Genomic DNA, 13,795 nt, shown 5'->3' on the forward strand with positions numbered 1-13,795 from the left:
TCACCCGCAGAAGACCGCGTCGTCGTAGCGGTACATGCCCAAGTTGTCTTTCCAGCCGTAATCGGGCTCGCCGAGGTCGATTCCCTGACACATTTGGATCGTCCACAGCGGAAAATCCGCCCCGGCGGCGATGGACAGCGGAGCGCCGCCGCCGAAGCGGGGATTGATCTCGATAAAGGCGATGCGGCCGTCCTCCGCTTTGAAGCATTGCAGGGTGATGCAGCCGACCGCGCCGGGCAGGCATTCCACGACGGCCGCCGCCGCTTCGAGGAGCGCCGGGTCCTTGCGGGTGATGCCTTTGCTGACCTCGCCCGCCCGCGTCTCCACCCGGAGCCGGGGAACGATGGTCTTGATCCGGCCGTTCCAGTCCACGAAGGCGTCGAGGGTGTATTCCTCGCCCAGCGCCAGCTCCTGGACCATCGCGCCCGGTATGTATTCCTTGAAAAAGTCCAGCTCGCGTCCGTTCTTCACCAGCGTCACGCCCTGACCCGAGCTGCCGGTGCGGGGCTTGACGATCAACGGAAAGCGGTGCTCTCCCCGTGCCAGCTCCCCGTCTGTGTACACGCGGGGCGTGGGAATGTCATGCGCGCAGAAAAACTGGTACGTGTTCGCCTTGTCGAAGGCGATCTCGTTCAGCAGCGGGCTGGAAAGCAGAAGCCGAATGCCCGCCTCCTCGAAGCGGCTGCGGTTCTCGGCGAGGAGCGTCAGCTCGGTGTCGATCAGCGGAATGACCGCCGCGATCTGCTCCTCCCGGCAGATCTCCAGCAGCCGGTCGAGGTAGGCGGGGTCCGTCACCCGCGGGACCAGGTAATGCCGGTCGCTGTAGAAGGCCGTAGGCGCCGTCGCCTTCAGATCGGCGGTGACGACCCGGCCCTCGAGCCCGTGCCGGCGGTACGTTTCTTTGAACTCGCGGATCAGCGAGACCCGCCGCCCCGAGCTCGTGAAGAGCAAGTTAATCGGTTCCAATGGATATGCCCCCTTCTTCCCCATCGCTCCTGGCTGCGGCTACCCGTCCAGCCGCGTCGAATGAATGATTTGCCGCTTCAGCTCTTCAATGGCCTCGCGGACGCCCCAGTCCTGGGACTCCTCTCCCTTGCGGGAAACGTCGAGCATAATCGCGAGCAGGTCGTCCTGCGAAAGCTTGCCCAGATCGTACATAGCCGTGAACCCCCTGTATCTGTCGTATTGCTATCTCTATACCCGTCCCAAGCCCGCCGCTAACGCAGCCGGCGAAACTCCGTAGCCGTAAGGATTCTGCGACTGCCAGCGCCAGGCGTCCTCGCACATTTCGGCGAGGCCCCGTTCCGCTCTCCAGCCGAGCAGGGCTTCGGCCTTGGCGGTGTCGGCGAAGCAGATCGCCACGTCTCCCGGACGCCGCTCCGCCAGCGTGTAAGGGACGCTCTGGCCCGAGGCCCGCTGGAACGCTTCGATCAGCTCCAGGACGCTGAAGCCTTGGCCGGTGCCGAGGTTGACGGCGTCCGCGCCGGTGGCTTCCGCCGTCCGTTCCAGCGCCCGCAGGTGACCGATGGCGAGGTCGGTCACGTGAATGTAATCGCGGACTCCCGTTCCGTCCGCCGTCGGGTAGTCGCCGCCGAACACCTTCAGGAGCGGCAGCTTGCCGACGGCCACCTGAGTGACGAAGGGCATCAGGTTATTGGGAATGCCGTTCGGGTTCTCGCCGATGCGGCCGCTCTTGTGCGCGCCCACCGGGTTGAAATAGCGCAGCAGCATGATGCTCCAGCGCGGATCGGTAAGGCTGAGGTCGCGAAGCATCTCCTCGATCATCTGCTTCGTGCGCCCGTAGGGGTTGGTCGCCCCAAGCGGAGCGCTCTCCGGAATCGGCACCGTCTCGGGCAGGCCGTAGACCGTGGCCGAGGAGCTGAAGACGAGCCGGAAGACACCGTGCTCCTTCATCGCCTCGCACAGGTTCAGGGTGCCGGTGATGTTGTTGTGGTAATAGCGCAGCGGCATGCCGACCGATTCGCCGACCGCCTTCAGCCCGGCGAAGTGCAGCACCGCTTCGATGGAATGCAGGTCGAACACGCGGCTGAGTCCTTCCTTGTCGAGCAGGTCCACCTCGTGAACCGCGAGGGATTTGCCCGCGAGCTCCTCCACCCGCACCAGGGCTTCCGGATGGCTGTTGGAAAAGTTGTCTACGACCACGACGTCGAAGCCGGCCTCCAAGAGCTCCACGCAGGTATGGCTGCCGATATAGCCGGCGCCGCCGGTTACAAGAATCGCCATCAGCGGATCCCCTCCATAGGTTCGATTGGTTTGATGCGTTTGGCGCCGAGCGGCAGCCTCGCCAGGAAGCCGCGGGCGACGCCGAGCAGGTATTTAAATTCTTCCGTGCGGAAGAACACGGCGGCATAAAGGACGTTGAGCGCCGCGAAGCTGACGGCCGCCTTGACGAGGAAGGACAGCCAGCCTCCCGCGGGAAGCAGGTCCGCCAGGAAGTCGACGGCCGCGAAGGCGCCGAGGCCGATGGCCGTATAGACCAGGTAGCGCACATAATACTCGCGCAGGGGCCGCTGGAAGACCTTTTTGTAGACGAGATAAGGGGTGTACCAGAACGGAACGGCGACGGCTCCGATCAGGCTGCCGAGGAACACGCCGGAGATGCCCATCCACCGGACGAGCACGACCGCCGCTCCCAGATTGACGGCCGCCTGCACGAGCGGGGCGAACCGGTCCTCGTGGAAGATGCCGGCGGTGGTCTTGACCGTCGAGATGGTGCTGCGCATGCCCCGCTCGTAGAAGACCAGCAGCATCAGGACGACGGCGACGTGCCCCATCAGGAACTTCGAGCCGATCCAGACGACGATGAACGGCCCCATCAGGATGTAGAGCAGAATGGCGAACATCGAGTACAGCCAGAAGTTGACCAGCATGGCGACGTTATAGACGGAGTACACCTTCTCGGTCGATTCCTTTGCCACCAGGTTGCCGATGCTGTGGTACATGTTGTTGAAGATCTGGCCCACGAAGGTCCGGCTGATGTCGATCAGCATCTTGTAGTTGGAATACAGTCCCACCGCCGCTAGGCTGACGAAGGAGGAGATGATCAGGCTGTCGGCTCCGAATACGAAGTAGCTGCCGATGTTCTGCAGCACAATCGCCTTCACGTTGCGGACGATCGAGTGCCTCGTCTCCGGGTCGAGCTTGCCCGCCGCCGGCTCCTTCAGGAACGGATAGCGCCGGCTGACGATGCGGTTCAGCACGAGCGAGGTCGTGACGGTGAGCAGACAGTCGATGACGAGGAACAGGATGTAGTTTTTGGTGTAATACAGAATGGCGATTTTCAGCACGGCCGAGAGAATCGCGGAGAGCGAATAGGCCACGGTGACGACGTAGGTTTTTTGATTGACGTTGAGAAAAGACAGCCGGCTCTGGAACAGGTAAGGCATCACCGTATTCACCAGGAAAATCAGGAAAATCAGGTGCACGTGAGCCACGCTGGCGTCCTTGACGAAGAAGCCGAGGAAGGGCATGAGCGAAAGCCCCAGAAGTCCGACGGCGAGCGCGATGACCAGGTAAGCCTTGCGGTAAAGCTTCATCAGCACCTTGATGCGCTCCACGTCGTTCTCCGCCACGGGTTTGTACAGGTTGTAGACAATGCTCGCTCCGATGCCCGCCTCGGCCAGCGACAGCATGGCCAGGATGCTCGTGAACAGGCCGTTTACGCCCAGGTACTCCACGCCGAGGGTGGAGATGAACACACTCCTCGAGATAAAGCTCAGCAGCGTGATGATCAGCTGGTTGCCGATGCCCGCCAGGATATTGATGAATGTGCTGCGAACTCGCATAACAATCGCCGCCTATTCCCGCAGTTTGCGTTTGAAAGTCATTCGATGAAAGGTCCGCCGAATCCGCCAGGGGATGTAGGACGTATTCCGAAACACGTGCCCGTCCACCGCCACCAGCCATCCGCCGGAGGGCAGCGGCTGCTGCTCCAGGTGATGCATCCCGTCCTCGTACCAGCAAGAGCCTTCGCGGCCGCCGCCGAGAATGCGCTCGCCGGCTTCCTCGCGGTATTCCGTCTCCGACAGCTCGGTGATCCGGAAGCGGAAGACGGAGCGGCCATAATACTCCTCGCCTTCCTGCGCGAAGCGGTAGATCGCATCCTCCAGCACGACCACGCGGCCGGCCGGACGGCTGTTGTTCATCGAATCCCGAACGACCGGACTGGCCGGATGCTCCCGCCAACCGCCGTTCAGGGCAGCGGAGTAAAATAGATGCAGCCCGTCGTCGGAACCGCTGAACATCCACCACTTGCCGCGGTAGAAGAATGTCGAGCTGTCCACATACCGCCCGTCCAGCAGTTCGCCGGCGGGCTCCCAGTCATAGGGGAAGTTCCGGGCCTTGTACAGGCGCACCTTGCCGGCCGCGAGCATCTCGGGAATCATGTAATAATTGGAGCCTTCGCGAAAGACTTGCGGGTACGACAGGTGGAACGGCTCCCTCAACACGATCCGGTCGTAGGTCCAGCGCACTCCGTCCTCGCTGACGGCGACGCCGATTTCCCCCTTCTCGGAGAGGACGTTGTAGACCTCGAAGAACAGATAATAGCGAGAACCCTCGACGAGCAGGAACGGATCGGCCACAAATTCGGCCAGCACATCCGTGACATCCTCCGCGCGCAGCGACGGGCCATCCAGGCTTGCCCGTTGCGGGCGGTCGTCCAGAGCTTTATCGGAAGCAAATACTTTGATGGAATAGACCGGGGTGCGGATCTCGAAGCTGTACCGTCTCTTAATTAGCAAGCCCAGAGCGGCGGTCATCATCGTTCCACCGGCGGTCGGCAGTATGTACATGGTCCTGCACCCTCTTTCTTTGGTTCGGCTGGTCTGCGAACGGGGCTCGGGCCAGCGTGCGGCTCAGCCGGAGGCCGAAGCCTTGCGTGAACGGCAGCAGGTCGAAGCGCGAGGAATACACGCCGATGTCCTTCGTATCGCCTTGGGAAAAATCGATCTCGCCGGTTCGGCGGGTCACCTTCATCAGGTAATTCCGGGCTTTCTCCGCTCCCTCGCGGGCCGGCTCGGAGGCGGTGTCGGCCGCCATCCGGGCGAGGAACCAGCCGAGCGCGGCGGTGGCCGACGCGTCCGCAGCCGCCTCGCGGCGGGTGAGCGTCCAGTTCCAGGCGCCGGACGGCTGCTGCACCCGCAGGATCGCCCGGGCATAGGCCTCGGCCGTCCGCGTAAGCTCCGGCCGGGCCGGATGCCCGGCGGGCAGCTCGCCGAGCGTGTCGGCCAGCCCCAGGGCGAACCAGGCGGCTCCCCGGCCCCAGCCGTAGAGGCCGAGCGGCGCGGAATCGTCCGTCCGGTATGCGTGGCAGGGGAGGTACAGCTCGGGATGCAGGCCGCGCTGTTGGAATTCCTTCAGCTGGCGGAGGGCCAGCTCGACGCATTCCCGCTTCCCGTACCGGACGCCGTAGGCGGTCAGGAACGGGCAGATGAAGCCGACGGTGTCGACGTAGCGGTATTTCATCATCGCCTTGCGGTACCCGGCCGTTCCGTCTTCGCCCAGGTGCTCCCGGATCATCGCCCACACGGCGTCATAGGCCGGCCGGAAGCGGTCGGGGTCGATGCCGGGCAGCTTCATCACCGCATAGGCGAGAATGGCCGCGTCCACCTGCTCGGGCGGCTGCCGCCAGCTGCCGTCGGGGCGGAACCGGCTCTCCAGGTAGCGCTTCGCCTCGCGGAGGGCGGCTTCGTCCGTCCGCTCCCGCAGCCGGTCGCCGAGCCCGAGGAGGAGCGCTCCCTCCTGCCACTGCTGAATCGAGCGGCGCGCATACTGGCCGCGCAGCTTATCCAGCAGGATGAGCCGGGTCTGGTCGGTCAGCTGCACCGTCGGTGTTCGGTTCAGCCAGCGGGCGGCCGTCCGGGCGGCTTTCTCCTCCCAGACGCCGATGTCGCGGTACCGGCCAATGTGAATGCGGCCCAGCCACGTCCGGAAGGCCGGCAGCAGATCGGCGGCCAGAACGACGGCGACCAAGACAACCGGAAGGCCCGCAAGAAGTCCTATCGCCATCATGCGGTTGCCTCCTCCGTGAGATACTGGTACAGCTTACCGATCTCGCCTTCGGTCCCGAGCTCCAGGCCGGACAACCGGCTGACGAACGACGAAGCCAATTCCGCATCGTCGATCAGCCGGCCGATGCCGGAAGCGATCGCCTCCGCGTTCATCTCGACGATCAGGCCGGTCTCGCCGCTCGCAATCTGGTCGCGGGCGGTGGAGAAGTTCGTGACGACGATCGGCTTGCCGAGGATCATCGCCTCGTCGATGGCGATCGATTTGCCCTCGAAGCGCGAGGGCTGCACGTAGATATCGGCTTCCCGCAGGTAGGGGTACGGATTGTCGCTCATCCCCATCAGGAAGAAGCGCCGCTCCAGGCCGTGCCGGCGGATGAGCCGCTCCAGCTGCGGCCGCTCTTCCCCTTCGCCGATGACGGTCCAGGTGATGTCCCGGCCGCTGTCGACCAGCAGGCGGCAGGCTTCCACCGCGAGGTCGAACCCCTTCTGCACGTTCAAGCGGCCGATGGACAACAGTCTCACCGCCGCCGGAGGAAGCGACACAGGTTCCTCCGCCAGCGACCGGATCGAGCGGGGAGATACGATGTTATAGATCACGCCAATCTTGGCCGCAAGCGCCGGAAACTGCCGCTTCAGCGTCTCGGCGCATTCCTCCGAGACGGTCACCAGATGGTCCAGCCGGTGGAAGTACGGCAGATCGAGCCTCGCGTCCATGCCGAGGCGGGTGTAGTCGATGTGAATGAAGCCGAGCTTCTTCTTGGCCTTGACCTTCTCAATGCAGTAGTAGATCGGGTTCTTCTCCAGAAAGCCGATCGCGGCGTCGTATTCGCCGGCAAGCGGCGGAAGCGAGCGGGAGAGGTGCTTCCACACCTTCTGCTCGCAGCGCGCGGGGTTCTTCTCCCGGCGGAACAGCCATCCGGCCTGCAGCCGGCTCAGAGCGGCGCGGAAGCGGCCGCGCTTCAGGTTGGCCGCCACCGCTTGCGCGAGCGGCATGTCGTAATACCGGTAGCCCGCCGGTTCGGGCAGCACCCGCACCCGCTCGGGAATCTTGTTCAGGAACAGCCCCTCCTGGCGAAACAGCAGGAGGTCCACGTCATACTCGCCGTAATCGATCGTGTTCAGCAGGGAGACGAGCGATTTCTCCGCCCCGCCGCAGCCCAGATTGTTCATGATAAACAGCAGTTTTTTCTTCCCCACGCGCTCTCCGTGCCTCCTCTTGCGGCTGTCTCCTACGCGAACAGCCGCTCCAGCTTCTCCATCTCCGATTCGGTGCCCAACAAACTCGCGGACAGCTGCTCCGCAAACCGGCGGCGCAGCCCCGGGCTGCCGATCAGCCGTTCGATGCCGTCCGCCACCGCCTCCGGCTCCATGCCGACGATCAGTCCGTCCACTCCATGCGCGATCTGATCGCGCGCCGTGCTGAAATTGGTGACGACGATCGGCTTGCCGAGAATCTTCGCCTCGTCGATGGCGATCGACTTTCCCTCGTAGCGCGAGGTCTGCACGTACAGGTCGGCCTGCTTCAGATAAGGGTAAGGATTCGCCTTCAGGCCGAGCAGGACGAACCGCCCGGCGAGGCCGTTCTTCGCGATCAGCTCCTCCAGCTTCCCCCGCTCCTCGCCCTCGCCGATCACGAACCAGCGGACGCGGTGGCCGCGGTCGATCAGGCGGCGGCAGGCGGCAATCGCCGTCTCGAACGCCTTCTGCGCATGCAGCCGGCCGATGGACAGGATCACCGTCTCGCCCTCTTCGCGTCCATAGAGATCCTCCGGCGGTTCCTCGGCCATGCGGGCGATCATCGCCGGGGAGACGATGTTGTAGACGACGTCGATCTTGGCCGCAAGCTCCGGGAAATTGCGGCGGAGAATGCCCGCGCACTCCTCGGAGACGGTGACGATATGGTCCAGCTTGCGGAAGTACGGCAGGTCGAACGCCGCATCCATTCCGTGCTGGTCGTAGTCGATATGCACCCAGCCGATCCGCTTGCGGGCCTGCACCTTATCGACGCAGAAGTAATTGGAGGTCTTCTCCAGAAAGCCGATCGCCACGTCATACGAAGCGGGCAGTGTCGGCAAGAACCGCGCCAGCCGCTTCCAATTGCGCTGCTCGCTGCGGCTGATCCCGGCCGTCCGGCTGACCAGAGCGAACAGCAGGCGGCTTGCCGCGAGCGACAAGCGCCCCTGCGACGCGAAATGCCGAATCGAGGGCACGAGCGGCTTCGCGAAGTGGCGGTACTCATCGGGCAGCGGCAGCACCCTCACCTCGGGGGGGAGAAAATCCATGAACAACCCCTCGTGCTGGAGGAGAAACAAATCCGCCTCATACCGCGAATAGTCCAATTGCGACAGCAGCGTGACCAAGCTTTTCTCCCCGCCGCCCGCCGTCAGGCTGGGGATGATGAACAGCAGCTTCTTCTTCATGGGTTCCTCCTTCCCGGTTGCATCCCGTTACCCCGCTACCTCGCACAGGTAGTCGACGGCTTTCTGCGACATCTGCCGGATGCGGGGAATCGCTTCGGCCAGCTGCCGCCTCAGCTCCGCCTCCTCGGTCTTCATCTCCTCGAAGGCCGCGATCAGCCGGTCGCGGTCGGAGATCTGGTCGAGGCCGAGCACCAGCTTCTCCCGGCCGAACAGGTCGCGGGCAATGCCCTTCGATTTCACGCTGTAGCCGAGCACCAGCGTCGGTACCAGGCTGGAGTAAGCGGCGATAGTAGCGTGCGTCCGCGCTCCGATGAAGAAGCGCATGCGGGCGATGTAGCCCTTGTACTGCGTCGCGTTCAGGTGGTCGGGCAGCAGCAGCACCCGTCCCGTGGAGGCGAATTCGCGCTCGAATTCCTGCAGCAGCTCGTAGTCGTTGTTCCCTTCCTCCACCACGTGCGGCGTCAGGGCGATGGTCATGTCGGTCGTCTCCAGGATGTGGCGAATGAGCGCCCGCGCGGCCTCCCGCGACGCTTCATTGCGCTTCCAGACGAGCGGGCTGAAGTTGAACCCCAAGGTGTTCCCCGGCTGCCAGCCCGCCGGAAGCGGCAGTTCCTCCTTCTCCATGGTGAAGGCGGCGTCGGCGCACAGCCGGACGTTGGTGAGCCCCTTGCTTTTCAGCATCTCGTAGGTCAAGGTCTCGCGGGCCAGAATCAGGTCGAACAGCTTCAGGTCGGCCAGCTTGCGCTCGGACATGTCCTCCTCGCCGATCGAGCAGCCCCACAGCACCAGCTTCTTGCCCCGCTCCTTCACCCTGCGGTCGATCTCGTACCAGCCGGGCTGTTCGCCGTAGCAGTAATTGTCGCCGCCGATGGACAGGCAGACGTCCACCTGCGGAATCTGGCGGATGACGTTCTGGTGCATCCGGCCGAGGGCGTAGGACTCGTCGCCCTTCAGTTTGTACGAGAGCGCCGAGAGGAAATAATCGACGCTGTATTTCTCCACCGGCCGGGCCTTCGCGTCGTGGATTTCGTCGACCTTGTCGAGAATCCGGTCCGTCTCCGGACGCTCCGACGCCAGCACGACGCGGGCGTCTGCGATCTTGCTCTTGATCAGCTGCGTGGAGGAGCGGACGATGGCCTCGCATCCCCGGTTCAAGCTTCCCGCATGGGCGAACATCATGATTTTCATATGGCTTCCTGCCTCCGGTTTCCGTTATTTCGCATTCGGCTATAAGCCGAGGCCGCATACAGCCCCGCGGTCAGCCGCCGTTTCATCAGCCACAGCACGCACCGCTCGTAGCGGCCCGCCGCCGGGTACTTCTCCGCCCAGTACAGGGCCAGCGCCTCCTTCACCTTCGCGTGCCCGACCATCCGGCGGACATACGCAAAGCGCCGGCGGAAGGGCACCCCCGGCGTCGGCGTAAAGTACAGGTAGATGTAGGACTGGACGCTGTGGATCAGCTTCACCGCCTTCTGCCGCCGCAGGCTGTCCTCCGGCAGCCCGGTGGCCGCCTCGAAGGCCGGAAGCCGCGTCTCGTACACGTCGAGCGCCCGGGCGAAGTAGTCCTTGGCCAGAATGTTGCGGGTGGCGCTGCCCGGCACGTCCCGGTACCGGTAGCCGAGGTAATCCAGGAACCGGACGGAGGCGGCATGGGCGAAGGCCTCGAGGTTGAAGCGGGCGTCCTCGCCGAGCGCCACCCCGACGGGGAACCGCACCCGGTGCCGGTGAATCAGCTCGGTGCGGTAGAGCTTCGTCCAGACGGCGTTGAGGTTATCCTCGCGCAGGAAATACGGCAGGACGTCGCGGTGGACCGCTTCCCGGTCCATCGGCGCGTCCGCCGGGAAGGGATAGCGGGCCTGGACGATCCGCCCCTCCTGCTCGCTCGCGAATGTCGAGACGACGATGTCGCAGCCGTCGGCCGCAGCCGTCCGGTACAGCCGTTCGAAGTAATCCGGCCGTACCGTATCGTCCGCGTCGGCAAAGCCGATGAACGCGCCCCGGACCTCCGCAAGCCCGCGGTTGCGGGCGGCACTGACCCCGGCGTTGTCCTGGCGGATCACCCGGATGCGGCCGTCGCGCTGCCGGTAGGCGTCGAGGATGGCCGGGCTCGCATCCTGCGAGCCGTCGTCGACGCAGATGAATTCGCAGGCCGCAAGCGTCTGATTAAGAAGCGAATCCAGGCATTCGGCCAGGTACCGCTCGGCGTTGTAGACCGGCACGACGATGCTGACGAGAATCCCCATGTCACGTCCCCCCTTCCTGGTAGCGGATGCGCCGGGCCATGCGGTAGACGCAGAGGAACGGCCGCAGCGGGAAGTAGAGAAAATGCGCCCGTTCGGGCAGCGGCAGCGTCCGGGCGTCCTCGTAGAAGGGATAGAGCAGGCTGAGCCGGAACAGCAGCTTGAAGGGCGGAGCCATCTGCGCGTACAGATGGCGGCGGTGATAGCGGTTCACGTCCTCCGGCAGCGGATAATCGTGCAGGTTCAGCATCCGCCGGACGTAGAACATGGCTTCGTCGGCCAATTGCCCGGCCCGGCGCGTCCGCGACAGGCGGTCCAGGGCCGGAGACAGCGGGGTGCCGAACAGCGTCCGGGCAAGCGCCAGCGCCTGGCCGCCGATCGGCAGCAGGAAGTGCCGGCGCAGGAGCGGAATCAGCCGGCTCTCGTCGAGCCCCTGGCGGACGAGGCGGTCGATGTCGAGCAGCCACCTCAGCCGCGACCATCCGTGCCGGGCTCCGTGGGACGCGAGGAAGAGGAACAGGTCCTCCCGTCCCAGGTAATAGACCGGGTGTCCGGTGGCGAGCGGCGTCCGGCGCTTGCGGCGCCACAGCTCGGCGAAGGCCGGCTCGCTCGACGGGCCGGGATTCAGCCGCCAGTGGACCTCCAGCTTGATCCCCTTCTCTTGGTGATAAAAGGCGATATGGTGATGGCGCCATTTCCAGTCGCCGAGCACCGTCTCGATGTAGTCGTCCTTGACGTAGCCGAGGCGGGGAAGCAGCTCCTCCACCCGCTCCAGGCAGCCGATCCCGACGATCATATCCAGGTCGCAGGAGGTGCGCAGCGACAGCTCTCCGTACAGGTCGCGGGCGAGCACCGGTCCCTTCAGCATCAGCGAATCGATGCCCGCCCGGTCGAACTCGCGGCTCACCGCCTCCATCTCCGCCGCAAGCTGAAGCATCTTGAAGGCGTTCGTGCGGTAATCCCGGCGCAGGCGATCCGTCGCTTCCGCGGGCAGGGCCGGAGCTCCCGGCTGCTGGAGCAGCCCGTGCAGGTACGGATACACCCGGTGATGCCGGGCCAGCTCTACGAGCTTCCCCGCATCTGCGCCGGCAAGCCGCTCTCTCTCTTCCTCCGTCCAGACCTTATCCGGTCCCGAGCGCAGCAGCAGGAGGAGAAGCTCCAGCTCCTCTGCAAGCGGCGCCGCTACCATCGGCTCGACATTCCTCATGGCGTTCCCCTTCTTCTCCTTGGTCCATTTGATTCCAAAGCGTTCTTCTTCCCGTGCCCGTGCTTCACAGCTCCGGCTCGCGGACGCTGCCCCGGAACACCGGCATGGTGGCGTGCTGGGGGTTCTGAATGCCCTCGTGCCGCAGCACCTTGCGGACGGTCATTCCGAGGATCTTCAGGTCGAGCCGGAAGCTCCGGTTCTCGACGTACCAGACGTCGAGGCGGAACCGCTCTTCCCAGGTGATGGCGTTGCGGCCGTTCACCTGCGCCCAGCCGGTGATCCCCGGCCGGACGTCGTGCCGCTTCGCCTGCTCCGGGGTGTACAGCTCGAGGTACTCGGGCAGCAGCGGCCGCGGCCCGACCAGGCTGAGCTCTCCCTTGACGACGTTCCAGAGCTGCAGCAGTTCATCCAGGCTGTACTTGCGCAGGAATTGGCCGAAGCGGGTCAAGCGGAGATGGTCCGGCAGAAGCTCGCCGAACTCGTCCCGGGCGTCGGTCATCGTCCGCAACTTATACAGCGTGAACGGCTTGCCGCCGAGTCCCGGCCGCACCTGGCGGAACAGGATCGGCGAGCCGAGCTTGATCCGTGCAAGCACCGCCAGCACGATCAGCAAAGGCAGCGCTGCGACAAACAGCGGCACCGCCACGAGGAGATCAAACGACCGCTTCATAGGCTTCCCCCTCCAGCAGCAGGCAGAACTTGGCGAGCTCGCCCGCGTGGCGGTCACCGCCGCTCCGCAGGTTCTCCTCCAGCTCGGCGCGCAGCTCCGGGCGGTCGATCAGGCGGCGGATGCCGGCGGCGATTCCCTCCGCCGTCACCGGCACGACGAGCCCGGTCGCCTCGTCTTCGATCTGCTTGCGGAAGGACGGAATGTCCGTCACGACAACCGGACGGAACAGGGCCAGCGCTTCCTCCACCGCGATGCAGTGGGCCTCCGTCTTGGAGGGCTGCACGTAGATGTCGCAGCGGCTCATGAACGGATAGGGATTGGCCTGCTCGCCGAGCAGCCGGAAACGCCCGGTCAGCTCCAGCTCCTCGGCGCGCTGGCGGAGCTCGTCGGCCAAGGGACCGGCTCCGACCAGGTTCCAGCGGACCGGATAGCCCTCGTCCCGGAGAATCCGGCAGGCATCCAGTGCGAGCCGGACACCCTTCTCGTCTCCGAGCCGGGCGACGGTGGCGACGGTGATCCCGGCGAACGAGACGTCGTCCGCCGCCGCTTCCGGCGGCAGCGGCTCCTGGGCCAGCTCGCGGACGGCCGTCTCCGAGACGCGGTTGTGGATGACCCGAATCTGCCGGGAGAACTCGGGGAAATACGAGGTCAGCGAATCCCGCGCCGATTCGGCCACCGTGACGATGTAATCGCACTTGCCGAAGCTCTTGCGCTCCATCTTCGGGCACGGCCAGCCTTGGCGCTCGCTGTAGCCGTAGTCCATGTGGTTGTAGAGAATCTTGCGGCCCGCCTTCACCTTCTCGGCCACGTAATAATTGCAGAAGAAGTCGAGGTAGCTGATCGCCGCATCGTAATAGGTCTTCTGCCGGGGAAGCGCCCGGCGGTAGACCGCCCAGCGCTTGCCCACGTTCTTGCCCTTGCCGGTCTTCCCGACGAGGGCGGCGGCGAGCTTGCCGTACAGCAGCCGGAAGCGGCGCTCCTTGAGGAGGAACGGCACCGCCTGCCCGACCGGCATCGAGAAGGAAGGAAACAGCGGCGGCAGCACGTTCACCTCCGGCGGAACCATCGGAAACAGCTTGCCGCTGTGGTCGAAGAGGAGCAGGTCCACCTCATAGCGGTCGTAGTCCAGCTCCGACAGGAGCGTGAGCAGGCTCTTCTCGGCGCCGCCAGTATGCAGGTATTGGGTGACAAAGAGCAGCCGCTTTTTCATGGGTTCGCGTCTTCCT

13 protein-coding genes are annotated in these 13,795 nt (G+C 64.7%); all 13 read right to left on the reverse strand.

What is annotated here, in order from left to right; all coding sequences use genetic code 11:
• Window positions 1–957 (reverse strand): ATP-grasp domain-containing protein, encoded by a 957-nt coding sequence (locus ACSEXS_RS19135; RefSeq protein ID WP_438435051.1) that lies wholly within the window; start codon window positions 955–957, stop codon window positions 1–3.
• A 48-nt stretch (window positions 958–1,005) separates the two neighbouring features.
• A complete protein-coding gene (locus tag ACSEXS_RS19140) occupies window positions 1,006–1,158 on the reverse strand; it encodes a hypothetical protein (protein ID WP_438434850.1) in 153 nt (50 codons plus the stop codon).
• A 36-nt stretch (window positions 1,159–1,194) separates the two neighbouring features.
• Window positions 1,195–2,244 (reverse strand): UDP-glucose 4-epimerase GalE, encoded by a 1,050-nt coding sequence (gene galE / locus ACSEXS_RS19145; protein ID WP_438434851.1) that lies wholly within the window; start codon window positions 2,242–2,244, stop codon window positions 1,195–1,197.
• Window positions 2,244–3,806, reverse strand: a complete 1,563-nt coding sequence (locus ACSEXS_RS19150) for a lipopolysaccharide biosynthesis protein (RefSeq protein WP_438434852.1) — start codon at window positions 3,804–3,806, stop codon at window positions 2,244–2,246. The genes galE and ACSEXS_RS19150 overlap by 1 nt, the downstream gene beginning before the upstream one ends.
• A 12-nt stretch (window positions 3,807–3,818) precedes the next feature.
• Entirely contained in the window at window positions 3,819–4,814 is a 996-nt protein-coding gene (locus ACSEXS_RS19155; RefSeq protein WP_438434853.1) for a glucosamine inositolphosphorylceramide transferase family protein, read from the reverse strand.
• On the reverse strand, window positions 4,753–6,033 hold the full coding sequence (locus tag ACSEXS_RS19160) for a glycoside hydrolase family 88 protein (RefSeq protein ID WP_438434854.1): 1,281 nt from the start codon (window positions 6,031–6,033) through the stop codon (window positions 4,753–4,755). The genes ACSEXS_RS19155 and ACSEXS_RS19160 overlap by 62 nt, the downstream gene beginning before the upstream one ends.
• Window positions 6,030–7,202, reverse strand: a complete 1,173-nt coding sequence (locus ACSEXS_RS19165; protein ID WP_438435052.1) for a glycosyltransferase — start codon at window positions 7,200–7,202, stop codon at window positions 6,030–6,032. Before ACSEXS_RS19165 ends, ACSEXS_RS19160 begins: the two co-directional genes overlap by 4 nt.
• A 59-nt stretch (window positions 7,203–7,261) precedes the next feature.
• Window positions 7,262–8,452, reverse strand: coding sequence for a glycosyltransferase (locus tag ACSEXS_RS19170; protein ID WP_438434855.1), 1,191 nt, complete (start codon window positions 8,450–8,452; stop codon window positions 7,262–7,264).
• Between the two features lie 27 nt (window positions 8,453–8,479).
• Window positions 8,480–9,640, reverse strand: a complete 1,161-nt coding sequence (locus ACSEXS_RS19175; RefSeq protein WP_438434856.1) for a polysaccharide pyruvyl transferase family protein — start codon at window positions 9,638–9,640, stop codon at window positions 8,480–8,482.
• Window positions 9,637–10,695: a glycosyltransferase family 2 protein gene (locus ACSEXS_RS19180; RefSeq protein WP_438434857.1), complete on the reverse strand. Its 1,059-nt coding sequence runs from the start codon at window positions 10,693–10,695 to the stop codon at window positions 9,637–9,639. The genes ACSEXS_RS19175 and ACSEXS_RS19180 overlap by 4 nt, the downstream gene beginning before the upstream one ends.
• Window position 10,696: 1 nt before the next feature.
• Window positions 10,697–11,899 (reverse strand): nucleotidyltransferase domain-containing protein, encoded by a 1,203-nt coding sequence (locus tag ACSEXS_RS19185; RefSeq protein ID WP_438434858.1) that lies wholly within the window; start codon window positions 11,897–11,899, stop codon window positions 10,697–10,699.
• Between the two features lie 64 nt (window positions 11,900–11,963).
• The gene (locus ACSEXS_RS19190; RefSeq protein WP_438434859.1) at window positions 11,964–12,569 is read right to left on the reverse strand and encodes a sugar transferase; all 606 of its coding nucleotides are present in this window, start codon (window positions 12,567–12,569) and stop codon (window positions 11,964–11,966) included.
• Window positions 12,553–13,779, reverse strand: a complete 1,227-nt coding sequence (locus tag ACSEXS_RS19195; RefSeq protein WP_438434860.1) for a glycosyltransferase — start codon at window positions 13,777–13,779, stop codon at window positions 12,553–12,555. The genes ACSEXS_RS19190 and ACSEXS_RS19195 overlap by 17 nt, the downstream gene beginning before the upstream one ends.
• Window positions 13,780–13,795: the final 16 nt, after the last annotated feature.

The sequence above is a fragment of the Gorillibacterium terrae genome, from assembly GCF_051594785.1.
Taxonomy (GTDB): domain Bacteria; phylum Bacillota; class Bacilli; order Paenibacillales; family NBRC-103111; genus Gorillibacterium.

Coding starts and splice junctions, on each gene's coding strand:
- ACSEXS_RS19140 (WP_438434850.1), bottom strand. CDS start 1,158: ATGTACGATCTGGGCAAGCTTTCGCAGGACGACCTGCTCGCGATTATG.
- galE (WP_438434851.1), bottom strand. CDS start 2,244: ATGGCGATTCTTGTAACCGGCGGCGCCGGCTATATCGGCAGCCATACC.
- ACSEXS_RS19150 (WP_438434852.1), bottom strand. CDS start 3,806: ATGCGAGTTCGCAGCACATTCATCAATATCCTGGCGGGCATCGGCAAC.
- ACSEXS_RS19155 (WP_438434853.1), bottom strand. CDS start 4,814: ATGTACATACTGCCGACCGCCGGTGGAACGATGATGACCGCCGCTCTG.
- ACSEXS_RS19160 (WP_438434854.1), bottom strand. CDS start 6,033: ATGATGGCGATAGGACTTCTTGCGGGCCTTCCGGTTGTCTTGGTCGCC.
- ACSEXS_RS19165 (WP_438435052.1), bottom strand. CDS start 7,202: ATGAACAATCTGGGCTGCGGCGGGGCGGAGAAATCGCTCGTCTCCCTG.
- ACSEXS_RS19170 (WP_438434855.1), bottom strand. CDS start 8,452: ATGAAGAAGAAGCTGCTGTTCATCATCCCCAGCCTGACGGCGGGCGGC.
- ACSEXS_RS19175 (WP_438434856.1), bottom strand. CDS start 9,640: ATGAAAATCATGATGTTCGCCCATGCGGGAAGCTTGAACCGGGGATGC.
- ACSEXS_RS19180 (WP_438434857.1), bottom strand. CDS start 10,695: ATGGGGATTCTCGTCAGCATCGTCGTGCCGGTCTACAACGCCGAGCGG.
- ACSEXS_RS19185 (WP_438434858.1), bottom strand. CDS start 11,899: ATGAGGAATGTCGAGCCGATGGTAGCGGCGCCGCTTGCAGAGGAGCTG.
- ACSEXS_RS19190 (WP_438434859.1), bottom strand. CDS start 12,569: ATGAAGCGGTCGTTTGATCTCCTCGTGGCGGTGCCGCTGTTTGTCGCA.
- ACSEXS_RS19195 (WP_438434860.1), bottom strand. CDS start 13,779: ATGAAAAAGCGGCTGCTCTTTGTCACCCAATACCTGCATACTGGCGGC.